Source organism: Paenibacillus sp. FSL K6-1217 (genome assembly GCF_045040735.1).
In the GTDB taxonomy this organism is placed as follows: domain Bacteria; phylum Bacillota; class Bacilli; order Paenibacillales; family Paenibacillaceae; genus Paenibacillus_AQ.
Window position 1 is genome coordinate 210,640 of sequence record NZ_CP150271.1, and the last position, 18,470, is coordinate 229,109.

Annotated in this window: 16 protein-coding genes and 1 tRNA gene; all 17 read left to right on the plus strand. The window is 51.5% G+C overall.

Translation table 11 applies throughout. From position 1 onward, the window contains the following. The first annotated feature begins 117 nt into the window (after nucleotides 1–117). The 17 genes from MHH28_RS00850 to MHH28_RS00930 all read left to right on the plus strand — a co-directional run bounded on the left by MHH28_RS00850 (nucleotide 118) and on the right by MHH28_RS00930 (nucleotide 18,313). On the plus strand, nucleotides 118–1,272 hold the full coding sequence (locus MHH28_RS00850; protein ID WP_405116770.1) for a CynX/NimT family MFS transporter: 1,155 nt from the start codon (nucleotides 118–120) through the stop codon (nucleotides 1,270–1,272). A gap of 213 nt (nucleotides 1,273–1,485) precedes the next feature. After that, nucleotides 1,486–2,457: an ABC transporter substrate-binding protein gene (locus MHH28_RS00855; RefSeq protein ID WP_405110500.1), complete on the plus strand. Its 972-nt coding sequence runs from the start codon at nucleotides 1,486–1,488 to the stop codon at nucleotides 2,455–2,457. A gap of 27 nt (nucleotides 2,458–2,484) precedes the next feature. Next, nucleotides 2,485–4,086, plus strand: coding sequence for a helix-turn-helix domain-containing protein (locus tag MHH28_RS00860; RefSeq protein ID WP_405110503.1), 1,602 nt, complete (start codon nucleotides 2,485–2,487; stop codon nucleotides 4,084–4,086). A gap of 76 nt (nucleotides 4,087–4,162) precedes the next feature. Beyond that, nucleotides 4,163–4,246 (plus strand) — tRNA-Leu (locus MHH28_RS00865). Between the two features lie 421 nt (nucleotides 4,247–4,667). Beyond that, nucleotides 4,668–4,913 (plus strand): acyl carrier protein, encoded by a 246-nt coding sequence (locus tag MHH28_RS00870; protein WP_076078321.1) that lies wholly within the window; start codon nucleotides 4,668–4,670, stop codon nucleotides 4,911–4,913. A gap of 13 nt (nucleotides 4,914–4,926) precedes the next feature. Next, nucleotides 4,927–6,255 (plus strand): hypothetical protein, encoded by a 1,329-nt coding sequence (locus MHH28_RS00875; protein ID WP_405110507.1) that lies wholly within the window; start codon nucleotides 4,927–4,929, stop codon nucleotides 6,253–6,255. Nucleotides 6,256–6,288: 33 nt separating this feature from the next. Continuing rightward, entirely contained in the window at nucleotides 6,289–7,398 is a 1,110-nt protein-coding gene (locus MHH28_RS00880) for a hypothetical protein (protein WP_405110510.1), read from the plus strand. Then, nucleotides 7,352–8,530, plus strand: a complete 1,179-nt coding sequence (locus tag MHH28_RS00885; RefSeq protein WP_405110513.1) for a radical SAM protein — start codon at nucleotides 7,352–7,354, stop codon at nucleotides 8,528–8,530. Before MHH28_RS00880 ends, MHH28_RS00885 begins: the two co-directional genes overlap by 47 nt. A 2-nt stretch (nucleotides 8,531–8,532) precedes the next feature. Then, nucleotides 8,533–9,420 carry a hypothetical protein gene (locus MHH28_RS00890; protein ID WP_405110516.1) on the plus strand — a complete coding sequence of 296 codons (888 nt, stop codon included), beginning with the start codon at nucleotides 8,533–8,535 and terminating at the stop codon, nucleotides 9,418–9,420. Beyond that, nucleotides 9,417–10,331, plus strand: a complete 915-nt coding sequence (locus MHH28_RS00895; protein ID WP_405110518.1) for an FkbM family methyltransferase — start codon at nucleotides 9,417–9,419, stop codon at nucleotides 10,329–10,331. The genes MHH28_RS00890 and MHH28_RS00895 overlap by 4 nt, the downstream gene beginning before the upstream one ends. A 10-nt stretch (nucleotides 10,332–10,341) precedes the next feature. After that, nucleotides 10,342–11,325, plus strand: coding sequence for an ATP-binding cassette domain-containing protein (locus tag MHH28_RS00900; RefSeq protein WP_405110521.1), 984 nt, complete (start codon nucleotides 10,342–10,344; stop codon nucleotides 11,323–11,325). Beyond that, complete coding sequence (locus tag MHH28_RS00905; protein ID WP_405110524.1) at nucleotides 11,322–12,125, plus strand: ABC transporter permease; 804 nt, start codon at nucleotides 11,322–11,324, stop codon at nucleotides 12,123–12,125. The genes MHH28_RS00900 and MHH28_RS00905 overlap by 4 nt, the downstream gene beginning before the upstream one ends. Before the next feature lie 9 nt (nucleotides 12,126–12,134). Next, nucleotides 12,135–12,938, plus strand: a complete 804-nt coding sequence (locus tag MHH28_RS00910; protein WP_405110527.1) for an ABC transporter permease — start codon at nucleotides 12,135–12,137, stop codon at nucleotides 12,936–12,938. A gap of 27 nt (nucleotides 12,939–12,965) precedes the next feature. Then, on the plus strand, nucleotides 12,966–14,024 hold the full coding sequence (locus MHH28_RS00915; RefSeq protein ID WP_405110530.1) for a Gfo/Idh/MocA family protein: 1,059 nt from the start codon (nucleotides 12,966–12,968) through the stop codon (nucleotides 14,022–14,024). Beyond that, entirely contained in the window at nucleotides 14,014–14,268 is a 255-nt protein-coding gene (locus MHH28_RS00920) for an acyl carrier protein (RefSeq protein ID WP_405110533.1), read from the plus strand. Before MHH28_RS00915 ends, MHH28_RS00920 begins: the two co-directional genes overlap by 11 nt. Beyond that, nucleotides 14,262–15,752 carry a discoidin domain-containing protein gene (locus MHH28_RS00925; RefSeq protein ID WP_405110536.1) on the plus strand — a complete coding sequence of 497 codons (1,491 nt, stop codon included), beginning with the start codon at nucleotides 14,262–14,264 and terminating at the stop codon, nucleotides 15,750–15,752. The genes MHH28_RS00920 and MHH28_RS00925 overlap by 7 nt, the downstream gene beginning before the upstream one ends. A gap of 116 nt (nucleotides 15,753–15,868) precedes the next feature. After that, nucleotides 15,869–18,313 (plus strand): glycoside hydrolase, encoded by a 2,445-nt coding sequence (locus tag MHH28_RS00930; protein WP_405110539.1) that lies wholly within the window; start codon nucleotides 15,869–15,871, stop codon nucleotides 18,311–18,313. Nucleotides 18,314–18,470: the final 157 nt, after the last annotated feature.

Consider the following 18,470-nt stretch of genomic DNA (forward strand, 5'->3'; position numbering starts at 1 on the left):
CCTGGACTTGGCGGGTGTTTTGCTGCGACCTGGAGGATCATCATGAAATTCAGCCGTAAAAACAACATAGCGGGGACAAGCCTGCCCGCCCATGATTCAAATACCGGAAAGCGGTGGATGCTCATCATCGGCATTATTTGTGTCGCAGCCGCGCTGCGCGCCCCGTTCACATCCGTCGGCCCCCTGCTGGAGATGATCCGTGATGACCTCGGCTTGTCCAATACCCTGGCCGGAGCCATCACGACCTTGCCTTTATTAGCCTTTGCGCTGCTGTCTCCCTTCGCTCCACAGCTTGCCCGCAAGCTGGGACTTCCCAATATCCTGATGCTGGCCATGTTGACGCTGTCGCTGGGGATTCTGGTCCGTTCGGCTTCCGGGACAATCACCTTCTTTGCGGGTACGGCCATGATCGGCCTGTCGATTGCCGTCTGCAATGTGCTGCTCCCGGGACTGATCAAGGGGAAGTTCCAGCACCGCATCGGCCTCTTGACGGGCGTGTATACCGTTTCTATGAATATATGCGCTGCGGCAGCTTCCGGGGTGAGTGTTCCCTTGGCGACCCGTGCCGGGCTTGGGTGGAGAGGAACACTGGCGCTCTGGTTTGTGATCGCAGCCCTGGCAACCCTCTGCTGGATTCCGCAGATGAAGAGCCTCGGGCAGACCGGTGCTGGCGCTGTTCGCGCTTCGGCCGTACAGGTCTGGCGCTCCCCACTTGCCTGGCAGGTTACGCTGTTCATGGGGCTCCAGTCTTTGCTCTACTATGTCCTGATCTCCTGGTTCTCAGTTATTCTCGGGGAGCGGGGGATGACACCAGGCCATGCGGGGTGGATTCTCTCGCTGATGCAGCTGGCCCAGCTTCCGTTCACGTTCTTCGTACCGCTCTGGGCCGGACGGATGAAGAATCAACGCCTGCTAGTAGTCATTACCTTCGTTCTGTTCATCATTGGTATCCTTGGGGTTTGGCTGGGCCGCACAGAATTAATGGTGATATGGGCCATCTGCATTGGAATAGGCGGCGGTTTTGCTTTTGGCCTGGCGATGATGTTCTTCAGCCTGCGCACCCGGACCGTGCAGGAAGCAAGCGAGCTGTCAGGCATGGCCCAGTCAGCCGGATATCTGCTGGCGGCAGCGGGACCCGCACTGTTCGGCCTGCTGCATGATGCTTCGGGCGGCTGGAATGCTCCGCTGGCGCTGCTTGCGGCAGCATGCGTGCTGTTGCTGCTGGCCGGTATGGGGGCTGGACGCGACAGATATGTGGGAGACCGGTTGTGAACAATGGCCCCGTCAGCTTGGCGGGGCCTATCTATAAGTTTGTATAGTTTGTATAAGATTTTTGCAGAGAAAGTGCATTGAAAGCTGGTCAGAACATGCTACGATGTGTTTAACTAATTGAGAATGATAATCAATGAAATTAGACACAGGAGTGAAGCGGAAATGATAAGCTGGGGTAGGAAATGTATTGGGACAGTCGTTCTTATAGTGGCAATGTCTGCTATAGCGGCTTGCGGAAATAATAATCAGGCTGCGGACGGCAAGGCCGTGCAGACAGGGAATAAAGCGGAGCAGACAGCAGCAGCCAGTACAGCTCCAGCGGAGACTGGGAACAAGCCATCCTCCGCAGCGGCAACCCGTACGATTGCCGGGGAATTCGGAGAGGTCGAAATTCCGGTGAACCCCCAGCGGGTGGCAGGGATCTATCTGGAAGACTATTTGAAGGCACTGGGCGTTACTCCGGTGGTGCAGTGGTACCATCCAAGCTGGGGCAAGCAGGATTATCTGGATCTGGATGTGCCTGAATTTGATATCAGCGGCAGCATAGAAGCGCTGCTCGACAAGAACCCGGATCTGATTATTGCTGATGGCGGTGTAGATGCCGCTAAGTATGAGCAGTATTCCCAGATAGCCCCAACCTACCGCCTGCCGGAGAGCGTATTGCAGGATTCAAGGCTCATCCTGACAGCGGTCGCAGACGCGCTGGGTATTCCTGAGAAGGGGAAGGCTGTGCTGGCCGAATATGACCAGAAGGTGGCAGATGGCAAAGCTGCGTTGCAGCAGGCCCTGGGACAGGAGAAGGTGGCTGTGATCCGGCTTAATGTGGCAGACAAAACCGTTGCTCTTTTTGGAGTCAAAAACCGCTTTACCGGTGTGCTCTATAATCAATTCGGGCTGACACCTGTTCCTATGGCCGCTGAGATGACGGAATTCCAGTCGATTATCTCGGAAGAAGTGATCCCGGAGCTCGATGCGGATCATATCATTGTATTCCCTGACAACGGGGGTTGGGATACTGCGGCTAATCAAGAGGCGATTCAAATTCTCGATGGCCCTCTGTGGAAGAACCTGCCTGCGGTGAAGAACGGAAACATCTATAGAATGGAACGCTCCCACTGGCAGTCCGGTGCCATCACGGCCAATATGATGAAGCTCGATGACCTGTTGAAGGTCATGGTGAAATGATAGCGGTTCTTAATCAGGAGGGGTAGAATGGCGGAGCATTGGCAGGCAAGCACCGGAAGAACGCTGCTCTACAGCCTGGTTAACATAGAAGAGGTTACCCGGTCCCCCGGGGGAAATGAACCAGTCGCTGTATATCAGGAGCATGTGTTGATTATAGTGTCGGCAGGAGCGGGCTGGCTCAAGGCAGATCATTGGCGTTATCCCTTGGAGGAAGGTACGGGATTTCTGATTGAAGCCGGATCAGTATACAGAATCCAGGCCGGAGAGCAGGGGATAAGCTTTTACCAGATTTCCTTTGAAGTCATCCGTAGAGGACTCAGCAATCCCGGGAGAGTGGACAAGCTGTCTGGAGATAGCCTGCTCGTACCGGGACTTCTCAACTGCAGGCCCTATTCACAGTGTGCCCTGCTGCTGGATTCCATCTATTATAGCTGCCGGCGTCCGGAGGATATGGAGTGGTTTGCGGCTCAGACCCGTTTTCAGGAGCTGTTGCTGCTGATAATACGGGCGAATTCCCCGGCAATGAAGACCAAGAATGACCATGAGGCGGTGGAGCGTTCGATCCGCTATATGGAGGAGCATTTCAGTGAGGCCTTATCCGTTGACCAGCTGGCAGAGATTGCCGGGATTGCCCGCGCGCGTTATACGCAGATCTTCAAAGAAATTACCGGGCGGATTCCCCTGGAGCACTTGAACAGTCTGCGGATTGAGCAGGCGCAGCAGCAACTGCTGCTGACCCGGGACCGGCTGCATGAGGTTGCACTGGCTGCCGGGTACAGTAACGAATACTATTTTAACCGGCGGTTCAAGGCAACGGTTGGGGTTACTCCGGGTCAATACAGGAGTCTTCATCAGGAAGGTGTGCGCGTGTTTGCGCCATTTCTGGAGGATTACCTGGTGGCCTTGGGGGTTATGCCAGTGGTGCAGTATTGCCATGCCCAGTGGGGCAAGCAGGAGTACCTGGGTCTCGATCAGGTTCCGGCGTTTGATATTTCGGGCGGAGACTGGCAGGGGCTCGCCCGGTACAGGCCCGACCTGATCATGCTGGATGACGGCTTCCAGCGCTGGCAGCTGGGAGAGTGCCGCCAGGTGGCTCCGTTGTTCCGGCTCCCGTTCCATCAGGAAGACTGGAGGGCCACACTGCGCTCGGCGGCAGCAGTCTTCGGCAGAACCGGCCGTGTGCAGGAGGTCATCAGCGACTATGAGCAGCAGGCCCGGCAGGCAAAGCGTCAGCTCAGCCGCAGCGTCCGGGGACAGACGGCGGCCCTGCTGCGGATTTCTGCCCATGGCGTTGCCCTGTATGGCAGTGAGCGTCTGGGATATTCCGCCCATGTTCTGCATGAGGATCTGGGGCTGGAGCGGCATCCCGCCGTCCAGCGTCTTACCCGGGGACAGAAGCGCGTCAATCTGACCGATGACGAGCTGTCAGGGTTGACCGCAGATCATTTGTTCATTACGTTTGATCTTCAGGAAGGCGAGAGCCGGGAGCTGCTCGATACTCCGCTCTGGAGAAGCCTGCCTGCTGTGCGCAACCGCTGCGTCTACGAGGTGGATTTCATGGCCTGGATGAATTACGGTGTCCTGTCGCATCAGCGGAAGATCGCAGATGTGCTCAAGGTATTGGCTTGAAATTAATGCTTGCATTTCCGCTCCAAAGAGCGTATATTCTTAATTACGGTGATTGAATCACTGCAATACATAATATGCGGTCATGGCGGAATTGGCAGACGCGCTGGCTTCAGGTGCCAGTGATAGCAATATCGTGGAGGTTCGAGTCCTCTTGACCGCATCATATTTTACAATACAGGTTCTTGCTTGGCATTTATGCCGCAGGGACCTGTTTTTGTTTGGCTTAAAGCCTGTAGTTCGTTCCCCCGCTTAAACAGCGGAGAGAACGGAACGAATGTGGAAAAGCGATAGCGTTCGCCTTGGTCTCCGGATTTTCTCCGCTCAGGGGAATGAAAAAAATCTGGAGACCACAGCGATTGGAACATCGGTCCGTTCGCGGAGCGTCCACCCAAGCTCCCACCCAAGCTCACATGCGGATCTTACTCCAAACAGTAATCTCTCTGCTCTCTGCTCTAATCAATTCCAATAAAAATCCTATACATTTCATAAAAATGTGCGTTAGAAGCCGGAACCCTGAGGCTGTATCATAACTAGTAAGCAATCTGTTTAATTAAAATTCATGATGCGAGGAGAACGGTGATATGCAGGATACCATTGTGCGGATCTTGAGTGAAATTAAGAACAATCCAGAGCTGTTGCTCACTGCCACTGAAGCCACCGATATTGTGAATGAGGTAGGTCTGGATTCCCTGCAAATGATTAATTTCATTCTCCGGATCGAAGACGAATTTGAAATTGAATTTGATTTTGATCATTTTGCCTATGAGGATTTCCAGTCGATCGGGGATTTCATGGGGTTCATCACAGCCACACAGACCGCTTCTTAAGGGGGCTTCCTGGATGGAGTCAACCGTATATCTGGGCACCTTCGATTCCGAAGCGTGGTGGCGGAGTCCGAATCGATCTATGCTTCCTTCTATGAGCAGCAGCCAAGCTGTGACGATGGGCATGGATGAATTGTTGTTTCCGTTATGCAAGGAGCAGGACATTCTGTTCACCCGGCAGCCCATGGACGAGCATCTTAGAAGCTATCTATCGCAGCTCGGCTATACCTTCACCAATATTCATTGCAGAAACCCCGATCATGCGGAGGACCACAGTCTGCATGTGTTTGATCTTCTAATGGCTGATGCTGGCTACTATCAGCAGTTACTCCCTGTAGAAGCTCTGATCTCTCCCTATTCTATTCTTTCCGATGCCGATGAGTTTGTGCGCAGGTTCAGTTTCGGTAATCATTTTCCCTCCTTAGATACAGTAAAAGCAGTGAATTCAAAGATTTATTCTCATGAACTAAGACAACGATTGGGCATTCGCAATAGTTCCTCTATAGCTGACAGCTCGGAGGAACTGCTGACCCTGGGCTCGGAGCTGCTGCAGACCGGACAAGTGCTGGTGAAGGACCCGCTGGGCGTCTCAGGACGGGGCAATATGTTAATTCCGGGCGAGCGAATGCTGAAGAGAATTGCAGCCTATCTGCAAGAGCAAGAGAACAAAGGCAAACGAACACAGTTCATCCTCGAACCCTTGCTGGATAAAACGGAGGATTTCTCCTGTCAACTCTTCATATCAGAACAGGGGGAAGTGCAGTGTATCTCCGTTCAACGAATGGTTAACGAAGCCTTCTCCTATGCAGGCTCCTATCCTGCCGGTTCCGGGTTTGTGGAGCGTCTCCAGGAAACGGATTATTTCAGCATCATGGAAGCAGCCTGCAGGGACTTGTTCGAGACAGGCTATCACGGAGAGGTATGTATAGATTCCATGCTGCTGGCAAGCGGTGAGATAGTGCCCATCGTTGAGATTAATGCCAGGAAGTCCATGGGGCTGATTAATCATCACCTCAATCACTATGTACAGCAGTATTCCATGTTCAGCTTTTTGACATTTATTCAGGCAGGCTACGCCACGGAAGTCACCATGCAGCAGATTCTCGGGGTACTAAGAGCGAGCGGATTGTTGTTTACGCAAGAGAACAGGCAAGGAATTATACCGCTGGGTGCAAGCACGCTTCTAGGCTCCGGCAATACAGCAATCGCTCAGGCGGAGTCTGAATGGCGGAAGGGAAAGCTGTACGTAGCTGCTCCCTATACCTCTGATGTAAGTGAAGCCCGTACTTTAATCCGCCGGGTGAAGGATGTCTTGAAGTCTCTGTCGATGAAGATTTATAACTAACCAGTCTTTAGGGTAGAACGAGGGAGCTGACAAATGATTACCATTTTATGCTCATCTGTCGCTTTGGGGGTGTATACGCCCGCGGTCCTGTTACGTGAGGAGCTAAGCGGGTTATACGAGGCCGATCTGGAAGTGCTGGAAAGCCTGTATCCGCCTGAGACCAGACTGAAATTAACCGAGAATAAGAAGGTTTTCTCTACGAGGTTTGAAGTAGCCAAGCTGGGTCACAGAATGATTAAGGATATCACACCTAATCTGGACCCGCAGCTGGTAACCCGTCTTTTAGGGAAGTGGGCTGAACAGAACCGGAGGGTTTTTATGGTCTTCTCGGGGTTTTGGATGCCCATTATCGAAGAGTATGCGAAGAGTTACCGCAACGATGTCCATGTGGAGCTGATCCATATGGATGCGGTGATATCGCCTTCGTGGAAGCTATATTTCCATAATATCCGAAATGATCTGTTTACGGTGAATGATGTCTGGTTTTTTGACGGGGCCGCCAAGCGGGTGAATTACAGTATTTCTATGGGTCATACTGCCCCCAAGGACTATAAGGAACGTGACAACCGGCTTGTCATCCATGGCGGCGGCTGGGGAATGGGGACCTACAAGGAGACGGCAGCGGAGCTGAACCGCTCTCTGGATTTGAACATTGTCATTCATGAGTTGGCAGATGATCAGGCGTATGGAGCTAACCACCGTTACTATATGGTGAAGCCGGGCTGGTCGCCCTGGATGAAGAACGAAGCGAATGAATATACCCTGCCGCCGTTCGGTGAAGTTATCCATCATAGTTTTCACGAGGATACCGGGGTGAAACATAGCTTCTATCAGCTGATCTGTAACTCGAAGGCTATTATCAGCAAGCCGGGAGGAGGAACCCTGCTGGATTCGCTGGAATCCTGCACGCCGGTTATTTTCCTGGAGCCGCTGGGTGAACATGAAACGAACAACGCGCAGCTATGGGAGCAGCTTGGGTTCGGCATAGGGTATGAGAAGTGGAGGAAGCTTGGCTGTCCGTCCGGGATGCTGGAGACATTCAGCGGGAACTTACAAAGCTATAAATCACAGGTACACAATTATGGGAGGTGTTTTGATGAGACAGCCGCAAACATCCGTAGTGCTGGACCGGGATTCCTTTGAACGCCTGAAGAAAACCATTAAACATATGTCGGTCACGCACAAGCAGGTACATCTCAATCCCACGTATTCCACGAATCTTCCGGTCGAGGTCGGGCTTAAATTAACCAATGGCTGCAATCTGCGCTGCAAGCATTGCTTTGAATGGAACGCTGAGGGCTATCACCGCGATTTGGGCAGAGCCGAGCAGAGAGAAGAGCTGGATTTCGCTGTAATTGAGAAGGTGTTCCGCCAAACCAAAGAAACGAACGCCAATATGTTCCTGTGGGGAGGCGAGCCTCTGTACTACAGCCGGTTCAATGAACTGGCCGATCTGCTGGAGCAGGACCCCAGATGGACAGTGTTATGCACCAACGGCATTCAAATTATAGAGAAGCTGGATTCCATTCTCAAGATGTCCAAGAGTCTGGTCTGTCTGATCAGTCTGGAAGGCTTCGAAGAGGAGAATGATGCGATCCGGGGCAAGGGCACCTTCAAGAAGGTGATGGCGGGCATTGATAAGCTGCTGGAGCTGGAGAAAGAGGGCCTCTACCAAGGGAAAATCTCCATCCATCTGACGATTAGCGATGTCATGATTGATAAGCTGTATGATTTTGTGGAGTTTTTTGAGAAGAAAGGAATTGACTCGGTGTATATTACCTTCCCGTGGTATTTGCCGGATGAGGTATCTAGTAATATGGACCGCTATTTCAACGAACATTTCAAGTGGCTGGCGGATGATCTGGAGGAAGGGCACCGCAATAGCTGGCATTCGTTCAAATATAAAATTTCGCCTGAAAGAATTGATCCGCTGCTCGCGCAGATGGAGCGGATTAACCAGCGAACCTGGAACTTAAGAACACGGTATCAGCCTGCGCTTGAACTGGATGAAGTCCGGGACTTTGTACTCGGTTCAGAGAAGCCTGCCCAGAACAAAACGCAATGCTTGTCGATCCGCACCAGGCTGGATGTGCTGGCGGACGGGGAAGTCAGTGCCTGCAAATTATTCCCGGAGTTCTCCTTGGGCAATCTGGCGGACCAGGATCTCAAGGACATCTGGGATGGCGAGAATTTCGAAAGGGTCCGGGAAACCCTGCAATGCGGCCTGATGCCGGTATGCTCCAAGTGCATTCTGCTGTATCTTCACGGAAAATAAGCATGGATTCTGTAACGAAGAATTCCGCTGTGAGCCGCAAGCTGATGGATTGGGCGGTTCCGCTGGGCCCTTATGATTGTTTGTTGAATGCGGTTACATTGTGGCTGTCTGTTCATCATGCCGATCCGAAGCCGCTGTACAGGTATAATTTCACCATTAATTATTATGCAGGCTATGACTGGTTCGACGCTGCGGTGCCGGTGAATGAACTGTTTCACTTCCTCCGGCACGCTTATGGGGTTGAATCGAAGTCTTGCCGTTTAGACTCGCTGGATAGCGGGAAAATGTATTTGCTGCCGGTGGACGCCTATTATGTGCCTTATATGAAGGAGTTGTACGGGAGCAGCCATATGCTGCATTATGTGCTTGCTGAAGCGGTAACGAATCAGAGCCTGAGAATTACAGATCCTTATTTCAAAAAAAGCCTATTGGCAGACAGAACCTGCGTGGAGCAGGCCTGGCGCACCTTCAGCGAACCGGTTATGGAAATTAGCCCGCCCCTCAGCCTGAATCCTGACCTGAACGCTATCCGGCCTTACTTAACTACACAGCCCTATGAAGAGCTGCTCCCCCGCACCTTTGCCCGGATTTCGGAACGGATCATGGATGTTGGAGCATGTAGGGAGCCGGCGAATTTAATGGATGACCCTGTGTTCAAACAACAGTTCGGCTGCATCCGCACGATCGCTCTATCGCGGTTAAGGCATTTCGGCACCTGCAGCACCATGGATGTTGCTCCCCTCGGCTCAGCCTGGAGGAAGCTGGAAGTGAGCTTTATGAAGATGACGATAAGCTTGGACAGAGGGGTAACGGCTACCGTGAAGCAGCTGAAGCAGCTTGCGGAGGATGAGCTTGCTTATTTACATTCCTATGCCACAGGAGGACGATGATGCCTTACGAAACCAGGTATGAGCAAATCCAGCGGATGTTTTGGGAGAAGAGGGTTGAGGCTGTCCAATTGCTTAGACGGGCGCTGAAAGAGCAGGTGGAGCAGATTGAGATTCATAAGGAGGAGACCCGGATCAGGCTTACGGACGGGAGACGGTTTCATTGGGATCTCGGGCATGTGAACAGTCTCGGATTCCTCATGCGGGATGGAGTTGTCGAGCAGGAAGAGAGCCGGATATTGTCCATACTGATCCGTGAAGGTTTTGAAGTGTTTGATATCGGGGCGAATTATGGATGGTATACCACGTTATTCGCACAGGCGGTGGGGCAGAGCGGAAGAGTTCACAGCTTCGAGCCGGTAACCCCCACATTCTCGGAACTGGCCAGAAACATCCAACTAAACAAGCTGGAGAATGTAGTTCTCAATCAGCTAGCGCTGTCTGACTACAATGGGGAAGCTGAAATCTATCTGCCTGTAAAAAGCGGATCGGAGGACGCTGCGTTAATTATTGACTCTGCCTTGCAGCACGAAACCTACTCTTGCCGGGTGCAGACTTTGGATACGTATATTGAACAGCATCAACTGAGTCATATTGACCTGATCAAAATGGATATTGAAGGCGGCGAATTCAAAGCTTTAAAGGGCTTTGAACAGTATTTGCAGCAGCACCAAGCGAAGCCCATGCTTATGCTGGAAGCGACGGAGGTTCTGGCTTTGCAGTTCGGAAATTCGGTAATCGATGTATTCCGGTTCTTGCAGCAGGTTCAGTATCAGCTCTTTCAACTGGCCGCAGAGGAGCTTGTGGAGCTGGATAACGCTGCGGAGCTTACGGCGCAGAATATCTTTTGTCTGCAGCCGGAGCATATCAAGAGGTACGGCCCGTTCCTAAGATTGATAACCATTGCAAAGTAGGGATGCCGGTATGGTCATTCATGTGGATCAGTTAAGCAAGTCCTTTGACTACTACAAAAAAGAAACGGGAATCAGAAACTCCGTCAAGAATCTGTTCCACCGGGAGAAATTAACCAAGGATGCCGTGAACAAGGTCTCGTTTGATATCAACGAAGGCGAGATAGTTGCCTTTCTGGGGCCGAACGGAGCAGGCAAAACCACCACTCTGAAAATGCTCTCCGGTATCCTGTATCCGACAGGCGGCAGTGCAGAGGTACTGGGCTACACGCCTTGGGAACGGAAAAATGAGTTCAAGAAGCAATTTTCCATCGTCATGGGCCAAAAAAACCAGCTGTGGCTGGATCTGCCGGCAAGCGATTCCCTGTATTTAAACAAATGTATTTATGAAATCAGCGATCAGAAATACAAGGATACACTTGACGAGTTAGTAACTCTGATGGATGTCAGACATCTGCTGCATGTACAGGTCCGAAGACTGTCCCTGGGTGAGCGGATGAAGATGGAGCTGATCGCAGCTTTGCTGCACCGGCCGAGGATTATTTTTTTGGATGAGCCGACGATTGGCCTGGATCTGGTGTCACAGAAGAACATCCGCGAGTTCCTAAAGGCGTACAATCATGAATTCCGCACCACCCTGCTGCTGACGAGCCACTATATGAAGGATATTGAAGACCTCTGTAAGCGCACGATTGTGATCAATCAAGGCAAGCTGGTGTATGACGGGGAGATCCGCAAGATCAATGAGGTCATGAATGAGAAGAAACGGATGAAGCTGACCTTCTCAGCCATCGTCGAGCGGAAGGATCTGGCCGTTATGGGTTCTATTAAAGAATATAGCGGCTATGATGTCATTCTCGAAGTGGAGCGTGCGAAGTTTAAGGAGTATTCCAGAATGGCCATGGACCACTTTCCCGTCATTGACCTGAATCTGGAGGACATTCCCCTGGAAGAAGCCATTGCACGTTTGTATGAACAGCCGGAGCCGCGCGGATGAACAATAAATTTGCCGTCAGCTTCTCGCTGGGAATCCAGAACTCCATGGAGTACCGCTTTAACTTTTTTATGGGTTTTGCCAGTCTCTTTTTCCCTATCTTCATCCAGCTCTTCCTGTGGAAGGCGGTCTATAGCCATGCCTCCAATATGAACTTATATGGCTATACGTACCACCAGATGATCGTCTACACGATCGTAGCTGCCCTGATCTCGCGGCTGGTGGCTACGGGTCTGGAATATGACATTAACTATGATATCAAGAGCGGGGGGCTCAACAAATATCTGGTGCGGCCGATCGGTTATTTTCCTTATAAAATATGTGTCTACCTTGGCGGGAAGGTGCTCTCTTTTGCCGTTACATTAATCATGCTGCTGGGCGTGGTGCTGTTCATGGTCTATTATTTCAAAGCGCCAATCAGCGTATCGCGCCTGCTGGTGTTTGGGGTCGTACTTCTGCTGGCGGTTGTGCTTAATTTCATGATTTCATTCTCGGTCAGCGCGATTGCCTTCTGGTTAAACGATGTCTCTTACTTTTTTCATGTGACAGCGTTATTGATTCAGATCTTTAGCGGCGGGATTTTCCCGCTTGATATTTTTGGGGCGACATGGCTGGCTGTCTTCGATTACCTGCCGTTCAAGTATACGATCTACATGCCGGTGAATGTAATCAATGGCAAGCTGACCCTGCTTCAAGCGCTGCATGTGATAGAGCTTCAACTGTTATGGATTGGACTCCTTCTGGTGCTTACACGCTATATATGGAAAGTGGCGATCAAGAAATATATTGCCGTAGGGGGTTAGGTGAACCCGATGCTCAGATCACTCCGGAAGTACGGATTCATATACACCTTATTCATCAAAAATTCCCTGATGTCCCAAATGGAGTATAGAGTGAATTTCCTGATGGGCCTGCTGGTGGAGACCTCTTACCTGTTCGCCAAATTCCTGTATGTGATTATTGTCTATGAGGCCGGCTTAACGCTGGATGGCGTGCCCATTGACGCGATATTGCTGTTTATTGGCACCTACACCTTGATGACCGGGCTATATTGGGGACTGTTTGCCATCAACTTCGTGCAGATCCCTGAGCATGTAAGAACCGGGTCACTCGATATTTTGTTAACGAAGCCGATTTCCCTGCAATTTATGATGACGTTACGGAATGTGGATTTTGGTCTGGCGATTCCGAATGTGCTGGGCGGCGTAATCATGATTGTCGTGGGCTGGAGAAGAGTGGGGCTTCCAGTTGATGCAGCTTCAATAGGCGGGTTCATCTTATTCCTCGTGCTGGGGCTGTTCGTGACCTACACTTTGTTCCTGATTCCGCAGTTATTATCGTTCTGGTTTATTCAAATTGCGGCTGTAAATGACATCTCAAACGGCCTGTTCGAGCTGAATAACATGCCCATAATGATTTACTCCAAATGGATTCAGCGGATAGGGGTATTTGTGATTCCTGTTCTATTGATTACTAACTTTTCACCATTATTCGTTCTGGACCGGCTGCATCCGGGCTTCTTCCTCTGGGCCATTCTGTCTCCCATCCTATTGCTGGGAATCACGAGATGGATCTGGTCCAAGGCCATTCGTAATTATAACAGCTCGGGCGGCTGAACACCCGGGATAACGGGAGGTATGGGTATGGATACTCAGAAGCAATATAAGATTGGAATTTTGGGCTGCTCCACGATCGCGCCGTTCTCGATTATTAACCCGGTCAAGGTGCTTGACCAGTTTGTAACGTATGGTGTGGCTTCGCGTGATGTGGAGAGATCGAAGGCTTACGCACTGAAGCATGAGATTCCGCATGTGTTTGAGAGCTACGATAAGCTGCTGGCATCGCCGGACATTGATGTGGTCTATATTCCATTATCCAATTTCCTGCACAAGGAATGGACGCTGAAGGCGATTGAGGCTGGCAAGCATGTATTGATTGAAAAACCGATAGCCTTACATGCCGATGAGGTTCTGCTCATCAATGAACGGGCCAAGCAGCAGGGGGTGTATGTCCTTGAAGCGCTGATGGTCCAGCATCATTCGTGGCAGCAGGATATAACGGATATGATTAGAGCTGAAACCTACGGCAAACTGAAAAAAATCAAAACCCGGATCTCATTTGAAATTCTGCAAAGCAACTACAGTGCGGATAATTACCGGTTCAAGCCGGAGTACGGCGGCGGCTGCTTCATCGACGAATGCTCGTACTGGCTGCAGTTTATACAAAAGGCCATTGGCCTAAAGCCGCAGGCACTGGACGGATTCTCGGCATTCTCAGGCATCAATCAATGTGACTGGACCTTTCACGCAGCGCTGCAATATGAGGGGGGCGTCGAGGCAGAGTTCCTGGGTTCGTTCGAAATGCCGAACAATGCCACCCACTGGCTGGAGTTTGAGCGGGCCAAGGTCAGGATCAGCGGTTTCTTTAAGCCTTGCTACGGGGATTACAAGATTATCATTCAAGTTGAACATTCGGAAGAGGGAACAACAGACAAGCTTGTGTACTCCCCGCAGAATTACTATGTGAACCAGCTTTGGTTTTTGGCTGAGGTGCTTGGAGGCGCAAGAGAGAATATCCCCTTATCCGAATCCTATGAACGGGTGGCAACCATGAACGCCATCTATGAGATTGCCAGGAAGAAGCATGATGAGCAGCCCGGCCAGGCGGATAGACCCGACGGGGAGGCTGTGAATGTTGGATAACCGAGAACAGGTGCTGCGTACGCTGCTCGCTCAATTGCCCGGCGGTCCTCCCCGTCTGAAGAATGCAGGTATGGATGCGGATTTGCGAAGCTATGGCATGGATTCTTTGTTGTTTATTCATTTTGCGGTGGTTCTGGAAGAGCATTTCTCGATAGAGGTGAGCCCGGAATGTCTCGATATAGATAAACTATATAGTCTTCAAAAGTGGCGAGAATATATTGATTCACAGGATCTTGTATGCTAGTAGCCTTGGAGATGGACTATTTCAGCGAGGGCTACCGGACCATGCACTCCAATTGTGTGGATTTGCCTATGGCGGGTGCCGCAGGCTTTCATCAGTATGAGAACTATTTCTACTATACCTTTTTGTATGCAGTCATGATGAATTGGGGAGAGGCGGCGGACGGGGACTGGGTGGATTCCAGACGCAGCATCCTTAACAAGCTGGGATTAAACCTTAAGGTGACGGAGGTCTCGGATGGTGCTGAGCTTCTGTCTGCGATTCGCATGAACATTGATCGGCAGTGCCCGGTGGTGATGATTGCCAACTACAAGCATCTGTTTTTTTTGACCCAATATGAGACGGTCATAGATGATCATGCCTTCTTAATCACGGAATATGATTCAGCCAGAAGGCTGGTAGTGATCCGGGAGAATCAGCTGAACAAGGAGGTCACCTTGAATGTGATGAAGGGGGAGCCTTTTTTCAAGCTGCAGCTGACTGAAGACCTGCTGGCGGATATCTGGAGTCAATCTAATGCTTCTCTTAAGGAAATCCGGGAGTATTGCTATAACAAGCTGTTTAGTGTTGAGAGAACGGGCCCGCCGGAGTATGGCGGCTACCTGGAGCTGGTAGAGGATTTCGTGGAGGGTTATCAGAACCGTTCCAGCCGTTTAATAGAAGCCGTGGCACGGTTCAATGACCGTGTCTCTCTTATGGCGGGGCTTAATGACGCCAATGCCATTGCGGTTGAATTTGAAGTGATGCGCAGGAGTTATCACGGCTCGGCGATCATTATGTTTGATATCTTTGAGAAGGCGTTGCCCTGGTTATCCGCCCATGAAGGATGGCGGGAGATCTTTGCCGGGTTCCGGGATCAATATATCAAATTCAGATACCAGCTCATCTCTGGTTGCCATGCAGATACGCTGAGACGGAAGCGGATGCCGCCGGATCGAATCCTTCAGCTTCAAGAGGAGATTAGACAACTGGATACGGAGCTGTTCTCTCTGCTGGGCAAGCTGCTCGCACATCACCATAAGGAGCAGGAATCTTACCATGCCGCACAGGCTTGGATGAATTATGCAGCTTGTGCTGAGGTGTCAGCGGATAGTGAGTATAGTCTTGACCCGCAGACCGTCTGTCAAGCCAGCCAGGTGGTGAATGGCCGGCGGGAGAACTGGGTCACGGATTCCTGGCATTCGGACACAGACCAGCCCGTCCATTGGCTGCTGCTGGATCTGCGGGAACGGAGGGATATTCTGAAATTTGTGATCAGGCATTCGCCTGCCCCCGGCTATATCACGATGGATTATGAGCTTCAGGGAAGCCATGACAAAGAGCAATGGGAGCAGATAGCGGCTGTACGTAATAATGAGTCTGTTGTAACTGTGCATGAGACGGACGGCTGTTCATTCAGATACATCAGACTATATATTACGTATCCGGCCCAGAATGATTTTCAGGCGCGGATCTATGAGATTGAGGTGTGGGGGCTGCCTGTATAACTCAAGCCTCAAGAATCTGATATGTTTCAAAAAAAAGTAGGATATCCTTCCATTTGGCCTGCTGGCATAATAAAAATGACTTAAAATAAAATGCCATATTGATTGGAGAATCAAACATGAACAACAAGAAGAAATGGACGATTTATGTGATTCATCATTCCCATACGGATATTGGCTACACCGAGCGGCAAGAGAAGATCGAGCAATATCACGTGGACTTTATCAGGCAGGCCATTGCGATCTGCGAGGCGGCTCAGACAGAGGCCCGTAAGGAATGGGCGGGCTTTAAATGGACCTGCGAAACCTTCTGGGCTGTGGAGAAGTTTCTGGAGGAAGCCACGGAAGCGGAGAAGGAACAATTTGCAGCCGCGCTCAGACGCGGGGATATTGAGTTATCGGGCACCTACTTGAATATGACAGAACTGATCAATTTTGAGTTACTGGGCAATATGCTTGCACGGGCAGGGCAATTCGCCCGGCCGCTGGGGCTTCAGGTGAAGTCGGCCATGACCGCGGATATTAATGGATACAGCTGGGGTTACGCGCAGGCCTTGGCCGATGCGGGAGTCGAGAATCTGCTGTCCTCTATCCACACGCATCATGGAATGTTTGCTATCGGGCGCAAGCAGTTCCCCTTCTATTGGGAGACCCCCAAAGGCAACCGTCTGCTGGTATGGAGCGGTGAGCATTACATGATGGGGAATGATCTGGGGATCAATCCGGACGGGGCGTTGTCCTATACCATCAAAGACGAAGACCCGGTATGGGGGATCTCCAAGGATCACTGGAAGCTTGCCGAGACCCGGATTGCCCGCTATCTGGACCAGCTGGAGAAGGAGCAGTATCCCTATGATTTTGTATTGGTGAATGTCATGGGGCTGCTGCGGGATAACTCGGCGCCGAATCCCGGAATCATGACCTTCATCAAGGAATGGAATCAGAAGCACGGGGACCAGGTAGAGATAGAAATGACAACGCTTAACCGGTACTTCGAGCTGCTGCGGAAGCAGGAAGCTGATATTCCTGTGTATAGCGGGGACTGGCCGGACTGGTGGTCCGATGGCGTGGCTTCAACCGCGATGCACACCCAGATCTTCAGGAATGCCCAGCGGACCCTGGACGTAGTCAAGCGGCTGGACCCGGAGCGCAAGCTGGCAGCGTCAAGCGATATTGCCCAGGCAGAGCAGCAGTTAATGATGTATGCCGAGCATACCTGGGGATATCACTCCTCCATCTCGGAGCCCTGGCACATCATGGTGCAGGAGCTGGCCGTCCGCAAAGAGGCGTATGCCGCCAATGCCAGCAGACTGGTTCATGCCTCGCTGGATGCGGTTCTGAAGGAGCGGGGCGATGTGCTGCTGAGGGCAGACCGGGCATTCACCTACAAAGTAATCAATTCCTTCGATTACCCCGTAGAGGATCTGGCTCATTTCTACCTGGAGGAGCAGTGGGAAGCGGATTATTTCCGGAAGGGGCTCGAGGTGGTCGATGAGCAGAGCGGAGAAGTGGTCAACCATCAACAGGAGAAGGTTAGCAGAGGATACCAGATTGCGGTTATGGTCAAGCTGGGCGCGAAGGAAGAGAAGTGGTTCAGTATCCGGGAAGCCTCGAAGACCGTTCCGGTGACGACCAGCAGCACCCGCTTGCGGGGAGCCGACCGGATTCATGATATACGCGATCTCTTCCCTCCTGTCCGCGAAGAGACCGCCCGGCTGTTCATCACGGAGAACCACATAGAATCGCCTTATGTTCGTATTGCGTGGAGAGCCGGAGAAGGCATCGTCTCCTGGACGGATACACAAACAGGCCAGGAATTCATTGATCCCCGTCAGGCACACGGAGCCTTCACCCCGGTGTATGAAGTGACCCGCGGCGGCGGTGACGATCAGATGACGGTGAGAAGAATCATGGGCAGGAACCGCAAAGGCATGAATGTTGAGCGTTCGGAGGGTGTCCTCGCAGGCGTGAAGGAAATAACGAATGGCCCGGTGTACGGCATCATTGAATTGAAGTATCAGGTTCAAGGGATGAGCCACTATTCGTTATTCCTGAAGGTGTTCAAGGACCGGAAGAGAGTCGATGTCTCCGTCCGCATCCACAAGGACAGTGTATGGGACCCGGAGAATGTGTACGTTGCCCTCCCCTTTGATACAGGCGGCGGCAGTGAGCTGTGGTTCGAGAAGGCCGGGGCTATCCTAAGGCCGGGAACGGATCAGATACCGGGCACCTGTACGGATTTCTATTGTATCCAGGAAGGGCTTGCGGTGATATCCCCTCAAGGCGGGCTGTCCATTGCGACCCCGGATACACCGCTGATGCAGACCGGACCTCTGGAATACGGCCCAAGACTCGTGCAGGGCCAACAGGAAGAGGGCGCTCACAAGTCGTTGTATGCCTGGGTGCTGACCAATTATTGGGAGACGAACTTCAAGGCGACCCTCGGGGGCTTCTACGAATTCCGATATATGCTGCAATGGGGAAGCGAAGCAGGTACGGCAGAACAAGCTATTCAGCTGTGCCACAGTGCCAATGCAGGTACGGTTGCGTTCAGAACCACATAAATTCCGGCGGGCAGAAGAAGGGTGAATCTTTTATAGAGAAGCCCTTTTTTTGTTAAATTTATAGGCTTCAAGCTATAAGAAGCACTAAAAGAAATAAACAAAAAGCAAAAGAAGCGGAGGGGAAATTTGGAACTGTAGGAGCGATAGCGACCGCCTT